The following is a 25188-nucleotide window of genomic DNA, read 5'->3' on the forward strand; positions in this document are numbered from 1 at the left end:
GGTGGCGTGATCCTCGTCGCGGTGCGCTGGGTCACGGAGGGTTGAACCGGACACGAACTGGTAAGGACTGCGGTAATGCCGGGAGCCTCCCATCCGCTTCACGGTCGGCACACGCTCAGCTCCGGACGACGAGAAAGAACCACATGAGGCCCGACACCACGCCCCGCCGCCTGCGGCACCTGCTGCTCGCGGCGATCGCCGTCCTGCTGTGCACCTCCGGACTCGTCGCCGGTGTCGTCGAGCCCGCCGGCGCCGCCGCCAAGCCCGCGAAGGTGAAGGGCGTCAAGCTCGTCAAGCCCCGCATCGACGGCGCGAGCGCGTCCTTCAAGGTGAAGTGGAAGCGGGCGGCGCGGGCGACGTCGTACAAGGTGAAGTGGAGGGTGCCCGGCGGCACGGCGCACACCGACCGCACCCGCAAGACGTCGAAGACGCTCAAGGGACTGGCCCAGGGCGCGAGCTACTGCGTCAAGGTGCGCGCCTACAACGGCAAGCGCAAGGGCAAGTGGTCGAAGACGCGCTGTCGTACGACGCCCCGGCTCGACCGCGTCCAGCCGGTGTGGGTCGACCGGCAGCAGCACCAGGGCGCCACCGTGGCGCTCACCTTCCGGTGGAACGAGATCGCCGGCGCCACGGCGTACGACCTCGACTATGCGCCGGGCCAGGGCGACGTCCAGAAGGACCCGGCCAAGCAGACCGTGCGCGTCGGCGCCGGCGGCGGCGCGGCGGGCGTCGTGGTCGGTGGCCTCCAGCCCAACAAGGTGTACTGCTTCCAGGTGCGCCCCCACAGCGGGTACGGCGCCGGCGCGCTCGGCGCGACCAGCTGCAAGGCGACGGTGCCGACGAGCCGCGCGGTCGGCGGGCCACTCAAGGTGAGCATGATGACCTGGAACGTATGCAGCGGCGACGGCGACGGGTCGGTGTGCGCACCGCATCCGTGGGACAACCGGAAGCTGGCAGCGAAGTCCCGCATCGCGTCAGCTGCCCCGGATGCCGTTGCCCTGCAGGAATCCGCGCCCGCGGTCAACGACCTTGCGACAACGACCGGGTACGAGCTGGCCTGTCGAGTCGGCGACGGATACCTGAAGAATCCGAACAACCATCCGGATCGGCCTCTTGTGGCAGGAACCCGGAACCAATCCTTGATCGTGCGCTCGGCAAAGTTCGATGTGCTCACGGAGACCGCAAATGGCTACCGCTTTTACGGGTACACCCACGGCGGCTGCTGGGTGAAGGTGAGAGACAAGGTCACCAATCGAGAGCTGATTCTTGCTTCTGTGCATCTCGTGCCTCCGGTCTCCGGCAACGACCAGACTCGGCTCGACCAAGCTGCGACCTTCTGGGGCAGGCTCACCGCCGACCCGGAGACCGCGGGACTTCCCATCCTGCTTTCGGGCGACTTCAACTCCGACCGCGGCAGCGGTCTAGACGGTCCGCGGGAGTACCTCAACACGTTCGGCTGGGACGACGCCTACGACGTCGCCGAGCAGTACGCCTCGCTGCCGTACCTCAACTCGTTCAACGCCTGGTCCTCCGTCCCGCGGATCTTCCCGCGCTGGGGTGGTCACATCGACCGGGTCTTCGTCCCGCCGAACGCGCGGGTCACGAGCTGGCGGCTGGACGAGCCCTACGCCGACGGCCGCTGGACCGGCATCCTCTCCGACCACGCCCCCGTCCGCGTCACGGTCGAGATCCCCTGAGGCGCGAGGTGTGAGCCGTGGGCCCTCGAGGTGTGAGCTTCGGGGGCTGCCGACCCCCGAGGCTCACACCTCATACCCCCAGTCCTCACACCTCGCGCCTCACTCGACGGTGACGGACTTGGCCAGGTTGCGGGGCTTGTCGATGTCGTGGCCGAGCTCCAGGGCGGCGTGGTAGGCCAGCACCTGGAGCGGGATCGTCAGCAGGATGGGGTCGAGCTCACGCTCGTTGCGCGGTACGTCGATGCGCCCCGTCAGCCCCCTCTCCAGGTCGCCCAGGTCGACCCCGGCGTGGGTCAGGACGACGAGCGGGCCCCCGCGGGCGGCGATCTCGTGGAGGGCCGCCACGTTCCGCTCGACCAGCTCGTCGTCGGGGACGATGGCGACGGTCGGCACCTCGGGCGCGATGAGGGCGAGCGGGCCGTGCTTGAGCTCGCTGGTCTGGTACGCCTCGGCGTGGCGGTAGCTGATCTCCTTGAACTTCTGCGCGCCCTCGCGGGCGACGGGGAAGCCGCGCACCCGGCCGACGAAGAAGAGGCTCTCGGCCGTCGCCAGCCGCTTCGCGACGAGCGCGAGGTCGGCCTCGGTCGCGAGGATCTCGTCGATCTGCTCCGGGATTCGGGTCAGGCCCGCGATGAGCCGCTTGCCGTCCGCGATGGACAGGTCCCGCACCCGGCCCAGCTGCACCGCGAGCATCGCGAACGCGAGGAACATGTTGGTCAGCGCCTTCGTGGACGCCACGGCGACCTCAGGTCCGGCGTGGAGGTAGATGCCGCCGTCGACCTGCCGCGCGATCGCGGAGCCGACCACGTTGACCAGGCCGATCACCCGACCGCCCTTGCGCTGGATCTCCTGGACCGCCAGCAGGGTGTCGATGGTCTCGCCGGACTGGCTGACCGCGACGTAGAGCGTGTCCGGCTCGACGATCGGGTTGCGGTAGCGGAACTCGCTCGCCGCCTCGGCGTCGGCCGGGATCCGGGCGAGCTCCTCGACCAGCGAGGCACCCATCTGGCCCACGTAGTACGCCGACCCGCAGCCGAGGATCTTGACCCGGCGGATCGCGCGCAGCTCGCGGGCGTCGAGGTTGAGCCCGCCCAGGTGGCCGGTGCCGAAGCGCTCGTCGAGGCGGCCCCGGAGCACCGCCTCGGCGCGGGCCGGCTGCTCGAGCAGCTCCTTGTGCATGAACGAGTCGTGCTCGCCCGCGTCGTACGCCGCCGGGTCGACGTCGACGTGCTTGGCCCGGCGGTCCGTGGCGGCCAGCCCAGTGGCCTCGATGCGGTAGGTCGTGAACCCGTTCGCGGTGATCGTGGCCATCTCGCCGTCGCCGAGATGGGCCACGGTCGTGGTGTAGCGCACCAGGGCGGCGAGGTCCGAGGCCACGTGCATCTCGTGGTCGCCGACGCCGACGATGAGCGGGCTGCCGTTGCGCGCCACCACCAGGCGGTCGGGGAAGTCGGCGTGCGCGACCGCGATGCCGTAGGTGCCCTCGACCCGCAGCAGCGCGTCGGCGATGCGCTGCTCGAGCGTCGCCGCGTCGGAGCGCGCGATGAGATGGGCGAGCACCTCGGTGTCGGTGTCCGAGGTCAGCGTCACGCCGGCGTCCGCGAGCTCGGCCCGCAGCGCAGCGGCGTTGTCGATGATGCCGTTGTGGACGACGGCCACCCGCGAGGCCTCGTCGGTGTGGGGGTGGGCGTTGGTGTCGTTCGCCGGCCCGTGGGTGGCCCACCGGGTGTGGCCGATGCCGACCTTCCCGCCGAAGCGCTTCGGCAGCCCGCCTGCCAGGTCGCGGACCCGTCCGGCCTGCTTGGCGACCTTCAGTCCGCTCCCGCCGAGCACGGCGAGCCCCGCCGAGTCGTAGCCGCGATGCTCGAGCCGGGTCAGGCCCTCGAGCAGCAGCGGCGCTGCCTGCTGGGTGCCGATGTATCCCACGATGCCGCACATGTCCCGTGATCCCCCTCAGCCGTAGATGATGCGCCGGAGCTGGCGCTCCGACAGGTCGGGAGCCGCGACCACGGTGGTCCGCAGCTCCTCACGGAGCCGGGCGAAGATCGCGTCGTTCCTCGCGCCGTACGTCCTCAGCTCCGCATGCCGCCGCCGCACCCACGCCTCCACCGTCTCGTCGTGGAAGGCGAGGATGTCCTGGACCAGGCGAGTGGCCTCCGCCGCGTCCAGGCCGGTGCTGTCCTGCACATGCTGCAGGAGCCGCGGGTCGACGTGCACCCCGCCAGCGTGCAGCCAGGATCCGTGGTTTCGCAAAATCTGCCCGAAATCGGGCAAATCGTGTTCTCCGCGCGCCGAATCGCCCGGCCAGCGTGAGGTGGAGCGCGAACCACCGGCTGGACCCCACGCGCGCCGCCGAGTGGAGCGTCGAGCGGCCGATTCGCCGCAGGGCGGCGCCCGGAGTGGGGGACGTGCTATGTTGGTGAACACAAGGTGAACAGGAGGTGACCCATGACCGACACGAACATGACCGCGACGCATCTGGAGATGCGCTGGCTGCCCGTGACCGCCCCCGACGGACGCACCCGGATGGAGGCCGTCTGGGTCGAGGTCGGCCAGCCCGCGGCCGCGCACTCGCACGCCGCCTGACGCTCGCTTCGCAGATCTCGTCAGAGCCGCCCCCACGTGGGGGCGGCTCTGCTGCTTTCCCGCCGACGACGTCGGGAAGGGTGCGGACGTGAGCCAGGTCACACGTTGCAGTGGAATGGTTGACGTGTCACCATCGGTTACGGTCTTTGAAGATTCAACCAATCCGCACTGCACCAAGGAGCACACGCCATGACCGAGTCCGCAGCCCTCACCGACATCAGCGGCGACTACACCCTCGACGTCGCGCACAGCCGTCTCGGCTTCGTCGCCCGGCACGCCGTGGTCACCAAGGTCCGCGGCCAGTTCACCGACTGGAGCGCCACCGCGCACATCGACACCGCGAACCCCTCGGCCTCGTCGGTCACCCTGACCATCAACCCGGCCAGCGTCAGCACCGGCAGCGCCGACCGCGACGGTCACCTCACCTCCCCCGACTTCTTCGACACCGCCGCCTTCCCGGAGTGGACCTTCGTCTCCACCGACGTGGCGCGCGACGGCAACACGTGGACCGTCACCGGCGACCTGACCATCAAGGACGTCACCAAGCCGGTCACGATCGAGTTCGAGGAGAACGGCTCGGCCAAGGACCCGTTCGGCAACATCCGCGTCGGCTTCGAGGGCGACGTCACGGTCAACCGCAAGGACTGGGGCCTGACCTGGAACGCCGCGCTGGAGACCGGCGGCGTCCTGGTCTCGGAGAAGATCAAGCTCGAGTTCGACATCTCCGCGATCAAGAACGCCTGACCCTGCTCTGAGCCTTCTCACCCGAACGACCCGCCGCGCTCGCGCGGCGGGTCGTCGGCTTCTCTCGCCCGGCGCGTCAGCGGACCGGCGTGGCCATCACCTCACGGGCGAGCAGCGCGACATGCAGCGCGAGCACGTTCTCCGGGTCGGCCAGGTCGATGTCGACGAGCTGGCCGATCCGCCGCAGCCGCGCATAGAGCGCCGGCCGGGAGATGTGACAGCGCTCGGCGGCGCGGACCTTGTTCCCGCCCTCGGCGCAGTACGCCGCCAGCGTGCCGGTGAGCTCCTCGCCGGTCCGCGCGTCGTGGGCGAGCAGGGACCCGAGCTCGCGCTCGACGTACTGCTGCACCCGAGGGTCGTCGCGCAGCAGGTGCAGCAGCCCGCGCAGGCGCAGGTCGTAGAGGCGCACGGCGCGCGGCGGGTCGGTGGGAGCGGCGGAGTCCGCGACGACGAGAGCCTCCCGCACGCTCGCCCCCGCCCCGGCCACCTCCGCCACCGCCGAGCCGACGCCGACGGCGAGGCGGGCACCGCTGCGGGCCAGGCGCGCGACCAGGCGCGCGACGACCGCGTCCAGGTCGCCCGGCGCGTGCGCGACCAGCGCGACCACCCGCTCGTCGTCCACCGGGCCGACCAGCCCGCTGGTACGGCGCACCCGGAGCTCGTCGAGCAGGTCCGTCGCGACTCCGCGCAGCTCGTCGGCCCCCGAGCCCGGCGCCGACAGCCGGACGGCCATCCCGGTGACATGGCGGCCCTTCCAGCGCACGCCGAGGGAGGTGAGCCGGGCCGGAAGATGGGGGACGTCGACGCCGGCGGCGAGCTCGGTGAGCAGGGTCCGGTGCGCCTGCAGCTCGAGGCTCTGCGCGTCGCGGTCGATGAGGCGACCCATCGCCAGCGCGGTCGCCCCGCGCTCCAGGAGCATCCGGTGCCGCGGCGTCAGGTCCCCGCCGGCCCCGCCGGCCCCGTCGGCCAGGAGCACCAGGCGCCCGAACCGGCCGGGCTCGGGCCCGACGTCCACCGCCGCGCTCGCGCCGAGCAGCCGGGCGCTGCGCGAGCGCCGCTCCCAGTCGCCGATGACGGCGTCGTGGTCGCGCCCCGCGGTGTTGTAGGCGATGACGCGGTGGACCAGGTTCTCGAAGACGACCGGCCGGTCGGCCATCTCCGCGACCAGGTCCACCACCTGCTGGGGCCGGGCCCGCCCGAGGGTCAGCTGGGTGAAGGCGCGGTGGGCCTCCTCGGAGGCCTCCAGCTCCGCGAGGTGAGCGTTGACCACGATCCGGTGCACCGCCTGGGTGAGCGCGACGAACGAGGTCTCCCGCCGGAAGGCCAGCAGGGGCAGGCCGTGCTCCTCGGCGGCGGTGACGAGGGCGGCCGGCAGCTCGTCGGTGTAGCGCCGGCCGAGCTCCACCGCCAGCCCCGCGATGCCGACGCCGCCGACGCGGACCAGCCCGTCGAGATAGCCGCGCAGCGCCCGCGGGGACGAGGGCAGCGCGATGCCGGTGGTCAGCAGGAGCTCGTCCCCGGTCAGCAGCTCGGCGATGTCGCTGAGCTCGCTCACGTGGACCCACCGGACGCGGCGGTCGAGGTGCGCCCGGCCGGCGACGACCAGCGGGTCGCCGCGCTGGACCTCCGGCAGGGCGAGCACCTCCGCGAGCGTCGGCAGCACGGCGACCACCCCTTTCCACACTGTCAACGAGCACCACGGACGCGAGACAGTCTGCCACTGGCCCCGGGCGTGCTGGGCGCCTACGGTCGGCGCCATGACCGCGACTCCCATCCCCCACTGGATCGACGGCGCCCGCGTGAGCGTCGACGGCGCCCGCACCGGCGACGTGTTCAACCCTGCGACCGGTGAGGTCACCGGCGCCGTGCAGCTGGCGGACGCCGCCCTGGTCGAGCGCGCCGTGGCGTCCGCGACGGCAGCGGCGGCCCAGTGGCGTCGTACGTCGCTCGCGACCCGCACCCAGATCCTGTTCGCCTTCCGCGAGCTGGTCCGCGCGCACGCCGACGAGCTGGCCGCGGCGATCACCGCCGAGCACGGGAAGGTGCTCGACGACGCGGCCGGCGAGGTCGCGCGCGGACTCGACAACATCGACTACGCGGTCGGCATCGCCGAGCACCTGCGCGGCTCCTTCTCCTCCGAGGTCGGCACCGGCGTCGACGTCCGCTCCATCCGCGAGCCGCTCGGCGTCGTCGCCGGCATCACGCCGTTCAACTTCCCCGTGATGGTGCCCCTGTGGATGTGCGCCAACGCGATCGCCACCGGCAACGCCTTCGTCCTCAAGCCCAGCGACCGCGACCCCTCGGCGTCGCTGCTGCTCGCCGAGCTGTGGCAGCGGGCCGGCCTGCCCGACGGCGTGTTCACCGTGCTGCAGGGCGACGCCGGCACCGTCCAGGAGCTGCTCGCGCACCGCGGCGTCGCCGCGGTCAGCTTCGTCGGCTCGACCCCCGTCGCCCAGGCCGTCTACGAGGCCGGCACCCGCGCCGGCAAGCGGGTCCAGGCCCTCGGTGGCGCCAAGAACCACATGATCGTGCTGCCCGACGCCGACCTCGGCATGGCCGCCGACGCCGCGATCTCGGCCGCCTACGGCTCGGCCGGCGAGCGCTGCATGGCCGTCTCGGTCCTGGTCGCCGTCGGCGACGTCGCCGACCGGCTCGTCAAGGAGATCGAGAACCGCGCCCACGACATCACCGTCGGCGACGGCACGGCCCCCGGCACCGGCATGGGTCCGCTCATCACGGCCGCGCACCGCGACCGGGTCGCGGGCTACATCGACGCCGGCGCCGAGGCGGGCGCGACGGTCGTGCTGGACGGCCGTCGTACCGAGGTCCCGGGGTCGGGCTTCTTCCTCGGCCCGTCCCTGATCGACCACGTCACCGAGGAGATGTCGGTCTACCGCGACGAGATCTTCGGCCCGGTGCTGTCGGTCGTCCGGGTCGCGACCTTCGACGAGGCGATCGACCTGGTCAACCGCAACGAGTTCGCCAACGGCGTCGCGCTGTTCAGCCGCGACGGTGGCGCCGCGCGGAAGTTCGAGCGCGAGATCGAGGTCGGCATGGTCGGCGTCAACGTGCCCATCCCCGTGCCGGTCGCGCACTACTCCTTCGGCGGCTGGAAGTCGTCGCTGTTCGGCTCGCACCACATGTACGGCGCCGAGGGCATCGAGTTCTTCACCCGGGCGAAGGTGATCACCTCCCGGTGGCCCGACCCGGCGACGTCGACCATCGACCTCGGCTTCCCGCGGAACCGGTGACGGCGATGACCACCCTCTCGCACGGGATCACCACCGACGCCGCGGTCGAGGCGGTCGTCGCCGACGACCGCGCGCACGTCTTCCACTCCTGGTCGGCGCAGGACAGGATCAGCCCGCTGCCGATCGCCGGCGGCGCGGGCTCGCGGTTCTGGGACTACGACGGGAAGACCTATCTCGACTTCTCCTCCCAGCTGGTCAACCTCAACCTCGGCTACCAGCACCCCGCGCTCGTCGCCGCGATCCAGGAGCAGGCCGCGCGGCTGTGCATGGTGCAGCCCGCGTTCGCCAACGACGTGCGCGGCGAGGCCGCCCGCCTCATCGCCGAGCGTGCGCCGGGCGACCTGAACCACGTGTTCTTCACCAACGGCGGTGCCGAGGCGAACGAGAACGCGATCCGGATGGCGCGCCTGCACACCGGCCGCCACAAGGTGATGTCGACCTATCGCAGCTACCACGGCGCCACCGCCGGCGCGATCGCGCTGACGGGCGACCCGCGGCGCTGGCCCTCCGAGCCCTCCGTCCCGGGGGCCGTCCACTTCTGGGGTCCCTATCCCTACCGCTCGGCCTTCCACGCGAGCTCGGAGGCCGAGGAGGGCGAGCGGGCGCTGCAGCACCTGGCCGACACCATCATGGTCGAGGGCCCGACGACGATCGCGGCGATCGTCCTCGAGACCGTGGTCGGCACCAACGGCATCCTGGTGCCGCCGCCGGGCTACCTGGCCGGCGTACGGGAGCTGTGCGACCGGCACGGCATCGTGCTGGTCGCCGACGAGGTGATGGCCGGCTTCGGCCGCTGTGGCGAGTGGTTCGCGATCGACCACTGGGGGGTGACGCCGGACCTCATCACCTTCGCCAAGGGCGTGAACTCCGGCTACGTGCCGCTGGGCGGCGTCGTGATCTCGGAGCGGATCTTCGACACCTTCCGCGAGCGCGCCTACCCCGGCGGCCTCACCTACTCCGGCCACCCGCTGGCGTGCGCGGCGGCGGTGGCGTCGATCCGGGTCATGTCCGACGGCGTGCTCGACCACGTCCGGGCGATGGGCACGGACGTGATCGGCCCGCGGCTGGCCGAGATCGCCGCCCGGCACCCGAGCGTCGGCGACGTCCGCGGCCTGGGCATGTTCTGGGCCGTCGAGCTGGTCCGCGACCGCGCGACCCGCGAGCCGCTGGTGCCGTTCAACGCCGCCGGCCCGGACGCCGAGCCGATGGCCCGCTTCACGGCCGCGTGCAAGGAGCGCGGCCTGTGGCCCTTCGTGCACTTCAACCGGACCCACGTCGCGCCGCCGTGCACCACCACCGCGGAGGAGTTGCTCGAGGGACTGGCGATCCTCGACGAGGCCCTCGAGGTGGCGGACGAGTACGCCCAGGCCTGAGCGCGACCCGGCGCGAACTGTCACCGCAGACGCATCGACCCGGCGCAGGCTGACCATCTCGCGGTCAACCTGCGCCGGGTCGGCGTCTGTCAGCTGTCAGTTTCGGACGGGTCGGCGTCGCGCGTCGGGCCGTCGGCGAGGATGCCGTAGAGGCTGCGGCGGGCCTCGACCAGTACGTCGACCGCGGCCCGGCGCTGGGTGTCGGAGCCGGCGGTGACGATCTGCCACACGGCACCCATCACCTGGCCGATCTCGGCCTTGAGGTCGGCGTGGCCCTGGTCGGCCGATCCGGCCTGGGCCTTCTCCCGCGAGCGGTCGAAGGGCGCCCAGACGGCGGCGAGCTCGTCGGCGTGCTCCTCGCACCAGGCCGCACCGGCGCTGGTCAGCCGCATGGCGCGGCGGCCGCGGGCCTCGTCGATCTCGACCAGGTCCTCGTCCTGGAGCTGCTGGACGGTGGGGTAGACCGAGCCGGGGCTCGGCTTCCACACCCCGCCGCTGCGCTCGGTGATCGCCTGGATCACCTGGTAGCCGTTCGGCGACTCCTCGCGCTGGTTGGCCTCGCGCAGCACGTCCAGGATGGCCGAGCGGACGTCGCCGCGGCGTACCCGCGGGCCGCGGCCGGGCTCGGGGCGTCCCATGCCGAACAGGCCGGCGAGCCACGGCGGCGGGACGCCGGGGCCTCCCGGGCCGAAGCCCGGACCTCCGTGGCGACCCCGGCCACGGCCGGGCTCGCCCCACTCCCAGCCGCCCCAGGCGCCGGCCCAGGGGCCGGGGCCGCCGCCGCGGTTGCGGCGCTGGAAGCCCCGGGGCTCGGAGCGACCCCAGGGGTCGCGGTCGTCGAACGGGCGTGAGCTCTCGTGGTGTCCCATGAGGGACCTCCTTCGGTTGCGGGGGCCTCGTGAGCCCCGGTTCGGATCGAGATACCGGCGAACAGTTCGTGTTCGTGTCGCGATATATCGCAACCGTACGCCGACTCCCGCCCCGGGGCAAGGGCGAGTCGATCAGCGCGCCAGCCAGGCGGCGTACGCGTCGAACGACGAGGGACGCCCGAGGAAGTCGGCCACCAGGTCGGCGGCGTCGGCGGAGCCACCCGGCACGAGCACCCGGTCGCGATAGCGGTGCGCCACCTCCGGGGCGAAGAGGTCGTGCTCGTCGAAGGCGCTGAACATGTCCTTCGCGATCACCAGCGACCACATGTAGGTGTAGTAGCCCGAGCTGTAGCCGCCCAGGTGTCCGAAGCTGGCGAACATGTGCGTGCCCGGCAGATAGGGCAGCGCGGCGTACCGCTCCTGCAGCTCGACCATGCGCGAGGTCAGGTCGGGCGCGTCGTCACCGTGGACGCGGTCCGCGTGGAACCAGTACGACATCGCCGCGTAGAACATCTGGGTGCGCGCGTAGATCCCCTTGCCGTAGTCGTCCGCGGCGCGCATCGCGGCGACCAGCTCGGCCGGGATCGGCTCCCCCGCGGCGTCCGTCGCGAAGGTCCGCAACACGTCCGCGTGCCAGGCCCACTCCTCCAGCATCTGGCTCGGCGCCTCCACGAAGTCCCACTCGGTGGCGACGCCGGCGAAGCGGTACCACTCGCCGTGGCCGCCGAGGACGTGGTGCAGGAGATGGCCGAACTCGTGGAAGAGCGTGACGACGTGGTCGTGCTCCATCAGGCCGCGGGAGAAGTTGCACACGAGGACGCCCTCGGGCAGCTGCTCCCCGCGCACCCCGTCGGCGAGGGTGAACTGGGCGGCGTGCTTGTACTTGCCCTCGCGCGGGTGGAGGTCGAGGTAGATGCGACCCAGGGGGGTTTCGAGGCTCGTCGCCGGCGCTCCTCGCTCGAGCCCTGGCAGGTCGGCGTCGGCGAAGACGTCGTAGACGGTGACGTCCTCGTGCCACACCGGTACGTCGACCCGCTCGTAGCGCAGCCCGAACAGCCGGCCGGTGACGGCCAGCAGCCCCTCCCGCACCGAGGCGAAGTCGAAGTACGCGCGGACCCGCTGCGAGTCGACGTCGTACTGCTCGGCGCGCACCAGCTCGGCGTAGTGGTTGTAGTCGTAGCCGGGCACCTCGACCGCGTCGGGGAAGTCGCGGCGGTAGCGCTCGAGCAGCTGGGCGAGGTCGCGGCGCATCGGCTCCTCCGCGGCCTCGACGATGCGCTCGATGAAGGCCGGGATGGCCGGGCCGTCCCCGATCATCTTCACGTCGGCGTCGTACGACGGCCAGTCGGCGTACCCGACGGTGGTGGCGAGCTCGTGGCGCAGTGCGAAGAGCTCCGTGAGCAGCGGCTCCGTGGCCGGCCACCCCCGCTCGAGGAAGGCGACGGTGACCTGCCGCCGCACGTCCTGGTCGCGGGCGAACATCCGCACCGGGACCGAGTCGGGATAGTCGGTCGTCACGGTGACCATGCCCTCGTCGTCGACCGGATGGGCGGCCAGCCAGTCCTCCGGCATGCCGGCGAGCCTCTCGGGCGGGACCCGCACCGTGCGGACGTCGTCGCGGACCACCCGGCTGAACTCCTGGTCGAGCTCGGTGATCCGCTCGCGGATCTCCGCGATCCGGGCGCGGGTGACCTCGTCCTGGTCGACGCCGGAGCGCCGGAAGTCGTCACGCACCTTCGCGAGCAGGCGTGCGGCGAGCGGGTCGTGCGCGACCGCGCTGTCGTCGATGGCCGCGAAGACGTCGTACAGCTCGCGGTCCAGGCCCCAGGACGTCCCGATCCGCTGGGCCTCCTGCTCGGCGGCGTCGGCCAGGTCGCGGACCTCCTCGGCGGGGTGGACGTTGCCGAACAGCGATCCCGCGGCCGCCGCGTTGCCGAGATGTCCCGCCGCGCGGTCCCAGCGGCGCAGCGTCTCCACGGCGTCGGCGGGCGGGCCCGCCCGCAGGCCGTCGACGAGCTCCTGGGCCCGGGCCAGCTCGGCCTGGGTGCGCTCGCGGAACCAGGCGGGCCAGTCGTCGGGCGTGGAGGGCAGAGCGAGGGGGACGAGCGTCATGGCGCCAGCCTACGAGCGGCGCGGGGTGGACCGGATCAGGCCAGCTGACCGCGCTTGCGGGCCAGGTACGCGCGCTCGGCGACGTTGTCGCACACGGCCAGCGCCGCGTCGTACTGCTCCCGGGCCTCGGCACTGCGGCCGAGCCGGCGCAGCAGCTCGGCGCGGGTCGCGTGCCAGGCGTGGTAGCCGTCGAGGGGCAGCCGCTCGACGATCGCCAGCGCGACCTCCGGGCCGTCGAGCTCGGCGACGGCGACGGCGCGGTTCAGCGCGACGATCGGCGACGGGTCCAGCCGGGCGAGCTGGTCGTAGAGCGCCGCGACCTGCGACCAGTCCGTCGCGGCGGCCGTGGGCGCGTCGGTGTGCACGGCGTTGACCGCGGCGAGGATCTGGTAGCGCCCGGGCCGGTTCGCCGCCAGGCACCGGCGCACCAGATCGTGGCCCTCGGCGATGAGCGCCCGGTCCCACCCACCACGGTCCTGCTCGTCGAGCGGGACCAGCTCCCCGTCGCGCACCCGCACCGGGCGACGGGCCTCGGTGAGCAGCAGCAGCGCCAGCAGGCCGGTCGCCTCGAGATCGGCCGGCAGCAGCTCGTGGAGGATCCGGGCCAGCCGGATCGCCTCCCCGGTGAGCTCCTCCCGCACCGGGTCGCCGTCGCCCGAGGACAGGTAGCCCTCGTTGAAGATCAGCAGCAGGACGGCGAGGACGGTGCCCACCCGCGCCGGCAGGTCCTCGGCCGCGGGCACCCGGTAGGGGATGTTCGCGCCCTTGATCTTGGCCTTGGCGCGGGTGATCCGCTGCGCCATCGTGGTCTCCTGGACCAGGAAGGCGCTGGCGATCTCGGCGACCGTGAGCCCGCCCAGCAGGCGCAGGGTCAGGGCGATCCGTGCCTCGGGCGCGAGCGCCGGGTGGCAGCAGGTGAAGATCAGCCGGAGCCGGTCGTCCTCGATGACGCCGGTCGGCTCGTGAGGTGTGTCGTCCTCGATCATGGCAGCGGCCTGGTGCTTGCCGTCCCGGAGCTTCTCGCGACGGAGCCGGTCGATGGCCCGGTTGCCGGCGGTGGTGGTGAGCCACGCCCCCGGGTTGGGGGGTACGCCGTCCCTGGGCCACTTCTCGAGCGCGGTGACCAGCGCCTCCCCGGCGGCGTCCTCGGCGAGGTCGATGTCGCCGAAGCGCCGCACGAGGGAGGCGATCAGCCGCCCGTACTCGTCGCGGAAGATCCGCTCGACCGCCTCCGCGGCGGTCGGGCGGGGAGCGGAGCGGTCCGGGTGGTCCGTCACGCCTCGGCCGGGGGCTCGGCCTGGAACGGGCGGACCTCGACCCGGCCCTGGCAGGCCTTCGAGCCGGCGACGGCGTAGCGCAGGGCGGTGTCGCGGTCGGGGACCTCGATGACCCAGAAGCCGCCGATGTGCTCCTTGGTCTCCAGGTAGGGCCCGTCGGTGAAGACGGGGCTCTCGCCCTGGCCGTCGACCACGGTCGCGGTCTCGGCTCCCTCCAGACCGCCGGCGAAGACCCAGACGCCGTCGGTGCGCAGCTGCTCGTTGAACCGCTCGACCGCGGCGAACATCTCGGGCCACTGGTCCTCGGGGACCTCGGCGTACTCCTCCTCGTTGCCGTGCACGCTCAGCAGGTACTGGGTCATGGGGATCTCCTGGTCTCGGTCGGTGCGGGGCGGTCCCGATGACCGCCTCCCACCCCCACCACGAAGGGGGGACGCTGCATACGACAGCCTGCCAGCAGAATTCTCATCGATCCTCCGAGATACGGCCGTCAGCGGGCCGGGCCGGGCAGCAACCGTCGATTCGACGGGTCAGAACCGACGACTCGACGGGTCAGGAGAGCCGCTCAGTGAGGTGGACCTCGACGCTCTCCCCCGCCTGCTTCCCGGACTCGACGCGCAGGGCGTTGGCGACCGGCAGCTTGTGGGTGCCGTCGCCGAGGGCCATGAAGGAGGTCTCGAAGGGTGCGCCGTCGATGGTCCCGCGGACCTTGACCCGGCCGCGGGTGCCGAACCGCTCGGCGGACTCCGGCCAGATCAGGTAGGTCCAGCCGCCCTTGGCGTCGCTGCGGCGGAGGGTCTCGGTGAAGGTGATGTCGAGCGGGCCGACGCCGCTCTGCTCCGGTGTGCTCATGACAGGTGGACCGCGCCGGCCGGCCCGACTCATCGCCGCGGCGAGGAGGTCCGTAGCCTGATCTGGTGAGTGTTCGCGGGATGTTGGCCGACACCCGGCCGCTGCGGGACCCGCACTTCCGGCGGCTGTGGTCGGCCAACATCGTCACCGTCGTCGGTGCGCAGCTCACCGTCGTCGCGGTGCCCGCCCAGATCTACGCCGACACCGGCTCGTCGGCGTACGTCGGGCTCACCGGGGTGTTCGGGCTGGTCCCGCTGGTCGTGTTCGGCCTGTGGGGCGGGGCGCTCGCCGACCACTTCGACCGGCGCACGATCCTGCTCGTCACGACCGCCGGCCTGATCGGCACGGCCACGCTCTTCTGGCTGCAGGCCGCCCTCGGCCTGGGCAACGTGTGGCTGCTGCTGTGCCTCTTCGCGGTCCAGCAGGGCTTCTTCGCCGTCAACCAGCCCACCCGCTCGGCCGTGCTGCCCCGCCTCCTCGACGAGGAGGTGCTGCCCGCGGCGAACTCCCTCAACATGACGGTGATGCAGGCCGGGGCGATCGGCGGGCCGCTCATCGCCGGCGTCCTGATCCCCTTCACGGGCTTCTCCTGGCTCTACCTGGCCGACGCGGTGTGCCTGCTGGCGACGGCGTGGGCCGTCGTACGGCTGCCGCGGCTCCCGGTGGAGGGCCGGACCGGCACGCCCGGCCTCCGCTCGGTCGTCGAGGGGATCACCTACCTGCGCACCCAGCCGGTGCTGATGATGTCCTTCGTCGTCGACATCATCGCGATGGTCTTCGGCATGCCGCGCGCGCTCTTCCCCGAGATCGCGCACGAGAGCTTCCTCGGACCGGAGGAGGGCGGGCTCGCGTTCGCCCTGCTGTTCGCCGGCATCCCGGCGGGTGCGGTGCTCGGCGGCGTCTTCTCCGGCTGGGTCTCGCGCGTCAGCGCGCAGGGCCGGGCCGTGGTCTGGTGCATCGTCGTGTGGGGCCTGGCGATGACCGGCTTCGGTCTTGCCGTCCTTGGCGCCGACACTCTGCCGGGGTCGGCGCGCTGGTGGCTGGTCGTCGCCGTCCTCATGCTCGTCGTGGGCGGCGCCGCGGACATGGCGTCGGCGGCCTTCCGCACCTCGATGCTGCAGACCGCCGCGGCCGACGAGGTGCGCGGTCGGCTGCAGGGCATCTTCGTCGTCGTCGTCGCCGGTGGCCCGAGGATCGCGGACGTGGCCCACGGGGCCAGCGCGGCGATGGTCGGTACGGCGACCGCGGCGGCCGGCGGCGGCGTCCTGGTCGTCGTGCTCGTGGTCGTGGCCGCGATCGCCGTGCCGTCGTTCGTCCGCTACCGGGTCGTCGTCGGGCAACGGGCGGACCACGCCGACCGGGCCTGAGGGATGCTGGTCGCGTGCCCCTGCTCGACTCCGCACTCCCGCTCGCCGCGGCACCCATGGCCGGCGGCCCCTCGTCCCCCGAGCTGGCAGCGGCGGTGACGGACGCCGGCGCCTTCGCCTTCGTGCCCGCCGGCTACCTGTCGGCCGAGGCGTTCGCCTCCGACCTGGCGGCGGCGCACGGCGCGGGGCGGCCGTTCGGGGTCAACCTGTTCGTGCCGCAGCCGGGCGCGATCGACCCGACCGCGTACGCGGCCTACGCGGACGCGATCCGCGCCGAGGCCGACGTCCTGGGGGTGGACCTGCCGGCGCGGCCGCGGCACGACGACGACGCCTGGCGGGCGAAGGTCGACCTGCTGGTCCGCGACCCGGCACCGGTCGTCTCGCTGACCTTCGGGCTGCCGGACCGCGCCGACATCGCGGCCCTGCGCTCCGCCGGGTCGCGTGTGCTCGCCACCGTCACCACCCCGGAGGAGGCGCGCGCGGCCGAGGAGGCCGGCGTGGACGGGCTCGTCGTCCAGGGTCCGGCGGCCGGCGGCCACAGCGGCACCTTCGACCCGCGCCGCGCGATCGCCGACCGCCCGACCGCGGACGTGGTGCGGGCCGTGACCGGGCTGACCCGGCTGCCGCTCCTCGCCGCGGGCGGGGTGGACGGGCCGGGCGCCGTACGGGAGCTGCTCGCGGCGGGCGCCGAGGCCGTCGCCGTCGGCACCCTGCTCCTGCGCGCCGTCGAGGCGGGGACGTCGACCACGCACCGCGACGCACTGGCGGACCCCGCGTTCACCGAGACGGTGGTCACCCACTGCTTCACCGGCCGTCCCGCCCGGGCGCTGCGCAACGCCTTCGCCGAGCGGCACCACGCGGCCGCGCCGTACGGGTATCCGGAGCTGCACCACCTCACCCGCGACCTGCGCCGGGCGGCCGCCCGCGCCGGCGACCCCCACCGGCTGCACCTGTGGGCCGGCACCGGCTGGCGCAGCGCCGAGGCACGTCCCGCCGGCGAGATCGTCCGGGCGCTCGCCGCCGGGGTGTGAGACTCAGCCCCGCAGGAGACCCCTCAGGAAGGCCGCCTGCCCCACGTGCTGGGTGCAGTCGTTGACGACGCTGACCAGCCGGACGCCGAGCGTCACCGGCGGATCCCAGCGCGTGTCGACGACGCGGTCGAGGTCCTCCGGGCTGACGGTCGCGACGAACGCGAGCGTACGGGCGTGCGTGGCGCGGTAGTAGTCGAGGAGGGCGCCGGCCGAGGCGCGGACCGCCCCGACCTGCTCGCTCGTGTGGCCGTAGCCGATGTCGTGCGGTTCGAGCGGCAGGGCGAGGCGCTCGGCGTACCCCTCCTCGGTCCACACCTGTCCCGTCCCCGCGACGTCGGCGACGTGGTCGTCCTGGACCCGGGTGAGATGCCAGACCAGCCAGGCGATGGTGTTGGCGTCGGGCCCCGCGCGGCGCACGAGGGTGGCGTCGTCGAGACCGTCGAGGACCGCCTCGACGTCGTCCAGCACCCGGGAGAGGGCGTCGGTCAGCAGGTCGGCGGGTGTCATGGCCCCGACGGTACGCCGGCGGGGCGACTCGTCAGCTGATCAGCTCGTCCAGCCGGTTGTAGACGTCGGCCGAGCCCTGCAGGACCCGGCTCTCCCGGCCGTCGATCGAGACCGGGACGGGGCCCTGGACGGTGATCCGGCGCACCTCGCGCAGCTGGGTGTCGAAGTCGGCGACGGCGTAGTGCTGGGTCGCGCGGTTGTCCCAGACGGCGACGTCGCCGGCCTGCCAGGACCAGCGCACGGTGTTCTCGAGCTTGGTCACGCGGTCCTGGAGCAGGTTGAAGAGCGCGGCGGACTCCTTGGAGTTGAAGCCGACGAAGTTCTTCACGAAGTGACCGAGGAGCAGCGCGCGCTCGCCGGTCTCCGGGTGGACCCGGACGACGGGGTGCTCGGTCTGGTAGACGGTCGAGGCGAACTCCGCGCGGCTGAACTGCGTGTTCGCGTCGCCCTCCTCGGTGTAGTGGTTGGCGTAGTCGTAGTCGTTGGTGTGCACCGCCCACAGGTCGTCGACGAGCGCCTTGAGCTGCGGCGGAAGGGACGCGTACGCCGCGGCCGTGTTGGCCCACACGGTGCTGCCGCCGTACTCCGGGATGGTCACGCCGCGCAGGATCGAGAACGCGGGCACCCGGTCGACGAAGGTGACGTCGGTGTGCCACGAGTTGGCCGCCATGCCCTTGGTCGCCTTGAGTGCGAGGACCCGCGAGCTGCCGGTGTTGACGGTCGGGTGGGCGGTGGTGAGCGGGCCGAGCTTCTCGCCGAACGCGATCTGCGCGTCGTCGTCGAGGTGGTCCTGGCCCCGGAAGAAGACGACCTTGTGCTCGTTGATGGCCGCGCGGATCTCGGCGACGGTCTCCGGCGCGAGGTCGGCGCCCAGGCGGACGCCGTCGATGCGGGCGCCGATGCGGCTGCCGAGCTTGCTGACGGTGATGGTCGCGGCGCTCGTGAGGTCGCTCGTGGCGGGGGCGGTCTCGCGGTCGAGGATGGTCATGGCGGGCCCTTCGGGTCGGACGGCTGGGGAACGTGGCCCAACGGTGGGCACGAACGCCGTACCGGACAAGGCTTTCGCTCACCGTGAGCGGAACGTGACCGGATCGCGGGACCGGCTTGCACCGGCGCCGTCCGCATGATCTAGAGTTTGTCGAGTAGGTTGGTAGACAAAGCAGATCAGGAACCCGGGCCGAGGAGGTGCGCAGTGACGCGATCGCCGATCATCACGGTGTCCCGTGGACGGTTCAGCTCCACGGCGACCCAGGTGCTCGAGCAGGTCCGCGCGGCCGGGCGCGCCTCGCGCGACGAGATCGCCGCCGCCACCGGGCTGAGCATCGCGACGGTCGGTCGCACCGTCGCCCTCCTCGTCGAGCGCCGGCTCCTGCGCGAGCGTCCCGACCTCGCCCGGCCGGGCGCCACCGGCCGGCCCGGCGTACCGGTGGAGATCGACCCGGACCGCTATCTCACGATCGGCGTGCACGTCGGCCGCAGGATCGCCACGGTCGCGCTCGGGGACCTCACCGGGCGGGTCCTCACCTCGGCGACGGTACGACGCCCGCTCGGCGCCGAGCCCGACCTCGAGGAGCTCAGCCGGCAGGCCGCAGCCCTCCTCGGCTCCCACCCGCGCCGGGTCCCGCTGGCCGCCGGCCTGGTCGCCCCGTGGCGCGAGATAGGCCAGGTCCCCGGCGAGGCCGAGGCCGCCCTCCACGAGCTGACCGGCCTGCCCGTGCGCACCGGGGACCACATCTCCGCCGTGGCCGCCGCCGAGTTCCTGCACCGCCGGCGCCCGCGGCGCGAGCTGACCGCCGCGGAGGGCAGGGCGCTGACGCTGTACGTCTACGCCCGCGACACGTTCGGCTGGTCCGTGGCCGTGGACCGGGGCGTCCAGACCGATGTCACCCGTGCCGCCAGCCTGAGCCACTTCCCCACCGGCTCCGACGTCCCGTGCCCCTGCGGGCGCACCGGCTGCCTGGCAGCCACCGTCGAGGCACGGGAGGGCGCCGAGCGCGCCCGGCTGCTCGGCGCGACGGCCGGGGCGGTGCGCGACATGATCTCGCCCGACCGCGTCGTGCTCGTCGGCCAGGCCTTCACCGGCGACCCGGGTCTGCTCGACGTCGTGGTCGCCGCCTACGAGGGGCGCACGGCGCTCGCCCACCCGGTCCCCGTGTCCTTCACCCGCTTCGGCAGCGACATCCAGGCGATCAGCGCCTGCACGGTCGCGCTCGGTCCCGTTCTCGACGACCCGCTCGCCTGTGTCGAGCTCACCGGGGTCGAGCTCACCTGTCTCGAGGCCGACGGCGCCTGTCAACGACGACGCGGCGCCTGACCACTCACCTCTCGGACCTCCCGCACCACCCCCGCGAAAGGAACACCTGTGTCCACCTCTGCCCCCGCGCACCCGCGCCGACGCTCCCGTCGACTGCTCGCCACGGCCGCGGCCGTGCTCACCCTCGTCGCCGCGAGCGCGTGCTCCTCCGCCGTGGACGAGCTGAAGACCGGCTCCGGCGAGCGCCAGGAGGGCGGGACGCTGCGGGTCGGCGCGCTCCAGGACATCATCCCCGCGCGGATCTTCACCAACTCCAGCGACTCCATCAACGTCCTCGTCGGCAGCGTCTACGACTCGCTCATCGACTACCCGCTCGACGAGCTCGAGCCGCAGCCCTCACTGGCGACCTCCTGGGAGCTCTCGGAGGACGGCACGCAGCTCACCCTGCAGCTGCGTGACGACGTGACCTTCCACTCCGGGCGTCCCTTCACCAGCAAGGACGTGGAGTTCAGCATCAAGACCTGGGCCGACCCGGTGTGGACCGTGCAGCTGCAGCGGACCGCGGCTGCGATCACCGGCTTCGACACCAGCGAGGAGCACGCGATCACGCTCACCTTCGCGCACCCGCTGAGCAACGTCTTCGACCTGCTGGACATGCTGCCGATCATCGACTCCGAGACGATCGACCAGCTCCGTGAGGGCAAGGCCTTCGTCGGCACCGGCCCGTTCGAGTTCGACAGCTGGAGCCCGGGCTCGAAGATCTCCTTCACCCGCAACGACGACTACTGGCGCGGCAAGCCCGCCCTGGACGGGATCGACATCAGCGTGATCCCGGACCCGCAGGCGCAGGTCTCCCAGCTGCGTGCCCGCCAGCTGGACCTGATCCTCGGGGCGTCCTACCGCGACTTCGAGAGCCTCGGCAAGGACGACTCCTTCCACGTCAGCCAGTGGAACGGCTCCGAGGGACAGGTGTACGTCGGCACGAACGTCACGAACCCCGCACTCTCCGACGTCCGGGTCCGCCAGGCGATCGCCTTCGCCCTCGACCGTCAGCGGGTGGTCGACGAGGTGCTGCGCGGCGCCGGGGTCCCGATCAGCCTGCCGTGGCCGGAGTACTCGCCGGCGTACGACCAGGAGGCCAACTCCACCTACGACTTCGACCTCGACAAGGCCAAGGCGCTCGTCGACGAGGCGAAGGCCGACGGCGTGGAGATCCCCACGCTGCCGCTGACCTATCCGGCGGAGAACCCCATCTACGGCTCCATCGCCCAGATCGTGCAGGCGGACCTGGCGAAGGTCGGGATCGAGGTCGAGCTCGACCCGCAGGAGCAGGCGCAGGTGATCCAGCAGCTGATCGGGGCCAAGTTCCCCGCGCTGTGGATCCTCAGCCACGGGTACGCCCACTACACGCCCTCGACGCTGGCGGTCTCGGCGTACCCCTTCAACGCCGACCACAACGCCTCGCGCTACGTCGACGAGGACTACAAGGCGGCGGCGGAGTCGGTGTGGAAGCAGAAGCCCGAGGACGTCGAGCCGGCCGAGTACGCAGACCTCAGCGAGGCGCTGCTGGAGGGCTCGTTCCTGCTGGAGATCGCCATCACCCTCCCGCAGGACGCGAGCAGCACCCGGGTCCACGACGTCGGCCAGACCAAGCGCGGCGAGCCGATCTTCTACGACGCCTACCTGACGAAGTGAGCCGACGACCATGATCCGCTACCTCCTCAGCAGACTGGGCTCGGCCCTGCTGGTGACGGTGCTGGCCTCCATCGGGATCTTCGCCCTGATCCGGCTGGTGCCCGGCGACCCGGTCTCGGTGCTCGCCGGGCCGGACGCCACGCCCGCGTCCCGCGCGGCCATCCGCGCGGAGCTCGGGCTGGACCAGCCGTTCTGGAGCCAGTACGTGCACTGGCTCGGCGACCTGGCACGTCTCGACCTCGGCCCGTCGTACAAGCTGGGCGGCGACGTGGGCAGCCTGATCGCCGACGGGGCGGTCAACACCGTGGTGCTGACCCTGTTCGCCCTCCTGCTCGCCTCCGTCGGCGCGCTGGTCACCAGCACGGCCGCGGTGGTCACCGACCGGCGTTGGCTCAACTCCCTGCTCTCCGTGCTCAACACGGCCGCGGTGGCGGTGCCGACCTTCGCCACCGCACTGCTCCTGGTCCTGGTGTTCGCGGTGCGCTTCCCCGTCCTGCCGGCCGGCGGCACGCCGCCGGGTGGCTTCCTCTCGCGGCCCGACATCGCGTTCCAGTACCTGATCCTGCCGGGCCTCGCGCTCGCGCTGCCGGCTTGGGCTGCGCTGACCCGCTTCCTGACCGAGGCGCTGCGCACCCAGCTGCAGCAGCCGTACGTCACGACCGCCCGCGCGCTCGGGATCCCCCGGCGGCGGATCGTGCTCACCCAGGCGCTGCGCAATGCGCTGCCGTCCTCGGTGACCGTGCTCGGCATCCAGTTCGGCACCCTGCTGGGCGGCGCCATCCTGGTCGAGGCGGTGTTCGCGTGGCCCGGCCTCGGACGGCTCATCGAGCAGGGGATCTCCGCACGCGACTACCCCGTCGTGCAGGTCCTGCTGCTGCTCTCGGTCGTGGTGTTCGTGCTGACCCAGCTCGCCAGCGACCTGGTCCACGCGTGGCTCGACCCGCGCGTCCGGCTGAACGGAGTCTCCTGATGACCCTCGACGTCCCACTCCGGGAGCCCGTCTCCCCCGTGCCCGTGGGGCCGGTGCCGGGCGACCCGGCGCCGTCCCGGCGCCCCGGGCTCGTCCATGCACTGGTGCACGGGCGGGGCCTGGTCGGGCTGGTCCTCGTCGGCGCGGTGGTGCTGCTCGGGATCCTCGGTCCGCTGCTCGCGCCGTACGGCCCGACCGAGCAGGTCCCGGGCGCCAACCTGCTGGGACCCACGGCGGGACACTGGTTCGGCACCGACGAGCTCAACCGGGACATCCTGTCCCGCACGCTGTACGGCATCCGGGCCGACCTGGTCGTCGTGTTCGCCGCGGTCCCGGTGGGTGCCGTGCTCGGGGTGCTGCTCGGGCTGGTCACCAGCTGGTGGTCGGTCACCGACGTGGTCGCGCAGCGGGTCTTCGACCTGCTGCTCGCCTTCCCGGCACTGATCCTGGGCATCCTGCTGACCGCCTTCTTCGGTCCAGGTCTGCTGACCGTGGGCATCGTCATCGTGGCGCTCGAGGTGCCCGTGTTCGGGCGCCTGGTCCGCACCGCCGTGCGCACCGTGCGCGAGATGCCCTTCGTGGAGGCGTCGCAGGTGGTGGGCGCCGGGCCGGCATGGGTGCTGCGCAAGCACGTCCTGCCGAACTCGCTGGAGCCGCTGACCGTCCAGCTCGCCGTCTCGATGTCCGTCGCGGTGTTCATCGAGGGCGCGATGAGCTTCCTGGGCCTCGGGGTGCGCCCGCCGGACCCGTCGCTCGGCTCCCTGATCAAGGACGGCGTCCGGCTGCTCCACGAGGCCCCCTTCTTCGCCGTGGGTCCGCTGGCCGTCGTGGTCGCCCTGGTCCTCGGCCTCCTGCTCATCTCCCAGTCCCTCTCGGAGGCTCGCCGTGCTTGATCTCCACTCCACCGAGGCAGTGCTCACCATCGAGCACCTCGCCATCTCCTTCGCCCAGCCCCGTCCGGCCGTCGAGGACGTCTCGGTCACCCTGCGCCGTGGCGAGATCCTCGCCCTCGTCGGCGAGTCCGGGTCCGGGAAGTCGATGACCGCCCGCGCGGTGCTCGGCCTGCTCCCACCGGGCGCCCGGGCCACCGGCTCGATCCGGTACGGCGGCGAGGAGATCCTCGGGCTCGACGAGGCCGGCCTCAACCGGATCCGCGGGGCGCGGATCGCGATGGTCTTCCAGGAGCCGCAGACCGCACTCAACCCGGTCCGCACCATCGGCTGGCAGCTGCGCGAGGCTCTGCGCGCCCACGGCACCACCTCGCGCAAGGAGGCCGAGCAGCGCGCGGTCGAGCTGCTCCGCGCCGTCGAGATCCCCGAGCCGGAGCGTCGGCTGCGCTCCTACCCCCACCAGCTCTCCGGCGGGCAGAAGCAGCGGGTCGTCCTCGCCCTGGCCCTGGCGAACGAGCCGGAGGTGCTGCTCGCCGACGAGCCCACCACCGCCCTCGACGTCACGGTGCAGGCGGAGATCCTCCGCCTGCTGGACCGGATCCGCGAGCGGACCGGCACCGCAATCGTCCTCATCACCCACAACATGGGGGTCGTCGCCGAGATCGCCGACCGGGTCGTCGTCCTCCAGGCCGGGAACGTCGTCGAGGAGGGCGAGACCCGCGCCCTGTTCGCGCACCCGCGCGAGCCGTACACGAAGACGCTGCTCGCCTCCGTGCTGCGGCTGCCCGAGCTCGCCCCGACGCGCTCCTCCGGTGGGGCCGGCGCCTCGGACGGCACGCCGGTGGGTGCGGTCGGCGCGATGGTGCCGGACGGCACGGCGACCGCGGAGGTGGTGCCGGCCGTGGAGTTCCGCGAGGTGCACGTCCACTACGGCTCGCGCCGTCGCGGCCGGGCCTTCCCCGCCGTCACCGACGTCTCCCTCCAGGTGGCGCCGGGCGAGGTCGTCGGCCTCGTCGGGGAGTCGGGCTCGGGCAAGACCACCCTCGGCCGGCTCGCGGCCGGGCTGGTCCCGCTGGCGGCCGGTCAGGTGCTGCTGCGCGGCGAGGACGTGCTGGCGGCTCCGCGTGCGCAGGGGCGCCACCTGCGCCGCGGCCTGGCCTTCGTCCACCAGGACCCCGAGGCCTCCCTCGACCCCCGCTATGCGGTGGGCGCCAGCATCCGCGAGCCGCTCGACATCCACCGGGTCGGCACTCCCGCGGAGCGCGAGGCCCGCGTGGCCGAGCTGCTCGAGGCGGTCCAGCTGCCGGCGTCGTACGCCCCCCGCCGTCCGCGCGAGCTCTCCGGCGGCCAGCGCCAGCGCATCGCGCTGGCCCGGGCGCTGGCCCTCGAGCCGGCCCTGCTCGTCGCCGACGAGCCGACCAGCGCGCTCGACGTGTCGGTGCAGGCGCGGGTGCTCGAGCTCTTCCGCGAGCTGCAGGAGCGGCTCGGCTTCGCGTGCCTGTTCATCAGCCACGACCTCGCCGTCGTCCACCAGGTCGCCGACCGCGTGGCGGTGCTGCGCGGCGGGCAGCTGGTCGAGGCCGGTCCGGTCGGCTCGGTGTTCGCCCGCCCCGCCGAGGAGTACACGCGCCGGCTGCTCGACGCCGTCCCGGTCCCCGACCCGGCCCGCCGGGGCCGGCGGGTGCGCGAGCTGGCGTCGTGAGCGGATCCTGC

Annotated in this window: 22 protein-coding genes; 12 read left to right on the forward strand and 10 right to left on the reverse strand. The window is 72.8% G+C overall.

What is annotated here, in order from left to right; translation table 11 throughout:
* The first annotated feature begins 143 nt into the window (after positions 1–143).
* On the forward strand, positions 144–1697 hold the full coding sequence (locus ACJ5H2_RS20665; RefSeq protein ID WP_408897319.1) for a fibronectin type III domain-containing protein: 1554 nt from the start codon (positions 144–146) through the stop codon (positions 1695–1697).
* Between the two features lie 99 nt (positions 1698–1796).
* Here ACJ5H2_RS20665 and glmS read toward each other — a convergent pair whose 3' ends face one another.
* On the reverse strand, positions 1797–3635 hold the full coding sequence (glmS, locus tag ACJ5H2_RS20670; RefSeq protein ID WP_408897320.1) for a glutamine--fructose-6-phosphate transaminase (isomerizing): 1839 nt from the start codon (positions 3633–3635) through the stop codon (positions 1797–1799).
* A 15-nt stretch (positions 3636–3650) separates the two neighbouring features.
* Entirely contained in the window at positions 3651–3914 is a 264-nt protein-coding gene (locus ACJ5H2_RS20675; RefSeq protein WP_408897321.1) for a hypothetical protein, read from the reverse strand.
* Positions 3915–4145: 231 nt separating this feature from the next.
* Between ACJ5H2_RS20675 and ACJ5H2_RS20680 the strand changes: the two genes are divergently transcribed.
* Positions 4146–4283, forward strand: coding sequence for a hypothetical protein (locus ACJ5H2_RS20680; protein ID WP_408897322.1), 138 nt, complete (start codon positions 4146–4148; stop codon positions 4281–4283).
* Between the two features lie 189 nt (positions 4284–4472).
* Positions 4473–5027 carry a YceI family protein gene (locus tag ACJ5H2_RS20685; RefSeq protein WP_408897323.1) on the forward strand — a complete coding sequence of 185 codons (555 nt, stop codon included), beginning with the start codon at positions 4473–4475 and terminating at the stop codon, positions 5025–5027.
* 76 nt (positions 5028–5103) lie between these two features.
* Here the strand turns inward: ACJ5H2_RS20685 and ACJ5H2_RS20690 are convergent, their stop codons facing one another.
* The gene (locus tag ACJ5H2_RS20690) at positions 5104–6690 is read right to left on the reverse strand and encodes a PucR family transcriptional regulator (protein WP_408897324.1); all 1587 of its coding nucleotides are present in this window, start codon (positions 6688–6690) and stop codon (positions 5104–5106) included.
* Positions 6691–6784: 94 nt separating this feature from the next.
* Between ACJ5H2_RS20690 and ACJ5H2_RS20695 the strand changes: the two genes are divergently transcribed.
* Together ACJ5H2_RS20695 and ACJ5H2_RS20700 are read left to right on the forward strand one after the other, a co-directional pair.
* Positions 6785–8278, forward strand: a complete 1494-nt coding sequence (locus tag ACJ5H2_RS20695) for a CoA-acylating methylmalonate-semialdehyde dehydrogenase (RefSeq protein WP_408897325.1) — start codon at positions 6785–6787, stop codon at positions 8276–8278.
* Between the two features lie 5 nt (positions 8279–8283).
* Positions 8284–9651 carry an aspartate aminotransferase family protein gene (locus ACJ5H2_RS20700; protein ID WP_408897326.1) on the forward strand — a complete coding sequence of 456 codons (1368 nt, stop codon included), beginning with the start codon at positions 8284–8286 and terminating at the stop codon, positions 9649–9651.
* Positions 9652–9740: 89 nt separating this feature from the next.
* On the opposite strand, the gene ACJ5H2_RS20705 is transcribed toward ACJ5H2_RS20700, so the two are convergent.
* The 5 genes from ACJ5H2_RS20705 to ACJ5H2_RS20725 form a co-directional block, all read right to left on the reverse strand.
* Positions 9741–10520, reverse strand: coding sequence for a PadR family transcriptional regulator (locus tag ACJ5H2_RS20705; protein ID WP_408897327.1), 780 nt, complete (start codon positions 10518–10520; stop codon positions 9741–9743).
* Positions 10521–10652: 132 nt separating this feature from the next.
* Positions 10653–12632, reverse strand: a complete 1980-nt coding sequence (locus ACJ5H2_RS20710) for a M3 family metallopeptidase (protein ID WP_408897328.1) — start codon at positions 12630–12632, stop codon at positions 10653–10655.
* A 35-nt stretch (positions 12633–12667) separates the two neighbouring features.
* Positions 12668–13909 (reverse strand): RNA polymerase sigma factor, encoded by a 1242-nt coding sequence (locus ACJ5H2_RS20715; protein ID WP_408897329.1) that lies wholly within the window; start codon positions 13907–13909, stop codon positions 12668–12670.
* Positions 13906–14271: a YciI family protein gene (locus ACJ5H2_RS20720; protein WP_408897330.1), complete on the reverse strand. Its 366-nt coding sequence runs from the start codon at positions 14269–14271 to the stop codon at positions 13906–13908. Before ACJ5H2_RS20720 ends, ACJ5H2_RS20715 begins: the two co-directional genes overlap by 4 nt.
* A 190-nt stretch (positions 14272–14461) precedes the next feature.
* Positions 14462–14761: a DUF1905 domain-containing protein gene (locus ACJ5H2_RS20725; RefSeq protein ID WP_408897331.1), complete on the reverse strand. Its 300-nt coding sequence runs from the start codon at positions 14759–14761 to the stop codon at positions 14462–14464.
* Between the two features lie 65 nt (positions 14762–14826).
* On the opposite strand from ACJ5H2_RS20725, the gene ACJ5H2_RS20730 reads away from it, so the two are divergent.
* Both ACJ5H2_RS20730 and ACJ5H2_RS20735 read left to right on the forward strand, forming a co-directional pair.
* Positions 14827–16128 (forward strand): MFS transporter, encoded by a 1302-nt coding sequence (locus ACJ5H2_RS20730; protein ID WP_408897332.1) that lies wholly within the window; start codon positions 14827–14829, stop codon positions 16126–16128.
* A 14-nt stretch (positions 16129–16142) separates the two neighbouring features.
* Positions 16143–17159 (forward strand): nitronate monooxygenase, encoded by a 1017-nt coding sequence (locus ACJ5H2_RS20735; RefSeq protein WP_408897333.1) that lies wholly within the window; start codon positions 16143–16145, stop codon positions 17157–17159.
* Positions 17160–17162: 3 nt separating this feature from the next.
* Here ACJ5H2_RS20735 and ACJ5H2_RS20740 read toward each other — a convergent pair whose 3' ends face one another.
* Both ACJ5H2_RS20740 and ACJ5H2_RS20745 read right to left on the reverse strand, forming a co-directional pair.
* A complete protein-coding gene (locus ACJ5H2_RS20740; RefSeq protein WP_408897334.1) occupies positions 17163–17666 on the reverse strand; it encodes a mycothiol transferase in 504 nt (167 codons plus the stop codon).
* Between the two features lie 31 nt (positions 17667–17697).
* On the reverse strand, positions 17698–18654 hold the full coding sequence (locus ACJ5H2_RS20745) for a TauD/TfdA dioxygenase family protein (protein WP_408897335.1): 957 nt from the start codon (positions 18652–18654) through the stop codon (positions 17698–17700).
* 204 nt (positions 18655–18858) lie between these two features.
* On the opposite strand from ACJ5H2_RS20745, the gene ACJ5H2_RS20750 reads away from it, so the two are divergent.
* From ACJ5H2_RS20750 to ACJ5H2_RS20770, 5 genes are read left to right on the forward strand one after another with little or no spacing between them, the layout of a single operon-like run.
* Positions 18859–19980 (forward strand): hypothetical protein, encoded by a 1122-nt coding sequence (locus tag ACJ5H2_RS20750; protein WP_408897336.1) that lies wholly within the window; start codon positions 18859–18861, stop codon positions 19978–19980.
* Positions 19981–20028: 48 nt separating this feature from the next.
* Complete coding sequence (locus tag ACJ5H2_RS20755; protein ID WP_408897337.1) at positions 20029–21615, forward strand: ABC transporter substrate-binding protein; 1587 nt, start codon at positions 20029–20031, stop codon at positions 21613–21615.
* A 10-nt stretch (positions 21616–21625) separates the two neighbouring features.
* Positions 21626–22585: an ABC transporter permease gene (locus tag ACJ5H2_RS20760; RefSeq protein ID WP_408897338.1), complete on the forward strand. Its 960-nt coding sequence runs from the start codon at positions 21626–21628 to the stop codon at positions 22583–22585.
* Positions 22585–23478 (forward strand): ABC transporter permease, encoded by an 894-nt coding sequence (locus ACJ5H2_RS20765; protein ID WP_408897339.1) that lies wholly within the window; start codon positions 22585–22587, stop codon positions 23476–23478. The genes ACJ5H2_RS20760 and ACJ5H2_RS20765 overlap by 1 nt, the downstream gene beginning before the upstream one ends.
* A complete protein-coding gene (locus tag ACJ5H2_RS20770; RefSeq protein WP_408897340.1) occupies positions 23471–25177 on the forward strand; it encodes a dipeptide ABC transporter ATP-binding protein in 1707 nt (568 codons plus the stop codon). The genes ACJ5H2_RS20765 and ACJ5H2_RS20770 overlap by 8 nt, the downstream gene beginning before the upstream one ends.
* The last annotated feature ends 11 nt before the right edge of the window (positions 25178–25188 follow it).

Source organism: Nocardioides pymetrozini (assembly GCF_046058985.1).
Lineage (GTDB): Bacteria > Actinomycetota > Actinomycetes > Propionibacteriales > Nocardioidaceae > Nocardioides.

Excerpts from the sequence above, each read along its gene's own strand:
- ACJ5H2_RS20665 (WP_408897319.1), top strand. The coding sequence starts at position 144 with ATGAGGCCCGACACCACGCCCCGCCGCCTGCGGCACCTGCTGCTCGCG.
- glmS (WP_408897320.1), bottom strand. The coding sequence starts at position 3,635 with ATGTGCGGCATCGTGGGATACATCGGCACCCAGCAGGCAGCGCCGCTG.
- ACJ5H2_RS20680 (WP_408897322.1), top strand. The coding sequence starts at position 4,146 with ATGACCGACACGAACATGACCGCGACGCATCTGGAGATGCGCTGGCTG.
- ACJ5H2_RS20685 (WP_408897323.1), top strand. The coding sequence starts at position 4,473 with ATGACCGAGTCCGCAGCCCTCACCGACATCAGCGGCGACTACACCCTC.
- ACJ5H2_RS20695 (WP_408897325.1), top strand. The coding sequence starts at position 6,785 with ATGACCGCGACTCCCATCCCCCACTGGATCGACGGCGCCCGCGTGAGC.
- ACJ5H2_RS20700 (WP_408897326.1), top strand. The coding sequence starts at position 8,284 with ATGACCACCCTCTCGCACGGGATCACCACCGACGCCGCGGTCGAGGCG.
- ACJ5H2_RS20705 (WP_408897327.1), bottom strand. The coding sequence starts at position 10,520 with ATGGGACACCACGAGAGCTCACGCCCGTTCGACGACCGCGACCCCTGG.
- ACJ5H2_RS20710 (WP_408897328.1), bottom strand. The coding sequence starts at position 12,632 with ATGACGCTCGTCCCCCTCGCTCTGCCCTCCACGCCCGACGACTGGCCC.
- ACJ5H2_RS20720 (WP_408897330.1), bottom strand. The coding sequence starts at position 14,271 with ATGACCCAGTACCTGCTGAGCGTGCACGGCAACGAGGAGGAGTACGCC.
- ACJ5H2_RS20725 (WP_408897331.1), bottom strand. The coding sequence starts at position 14,761 with ATGAGCACACCGGAGCAGAGCGGCGTCGGCCCGCTCGACATCACCTTC.
- ACJ5H2_RS20740 (WP_408897334.1), bottom strand. The coding sequence starts at position 17,666 with ATGACACCCGCCGACCTGCTGACCGACGCCCTCTCCCGGGTGCTGGAC.
- ACJ5H2_RS20745 (WP_408897335.1), bottom strand. The coding sequence starts at position 18,654 with ATGACCATCCTCGACCGCGAGACCGCCCCCGCCACGAGCGACCTCACG.
- ACJ5H2_RS20760 (WP_408897338.1), top strand. The coding sequence starts at position 21,626 with ATGATCCGCTACCTCCTCAGCAGACTGGGCTCGGCCCTGCTGGTGACG.
- ACJ5H2_RS20765 (WP_408897339.1), top strand. The coding sequence starts at position 22,585 with ATGACCCTCGACGTCCCACTCCGGGAGCCCGTCTCCCCCGTGCCCGTG.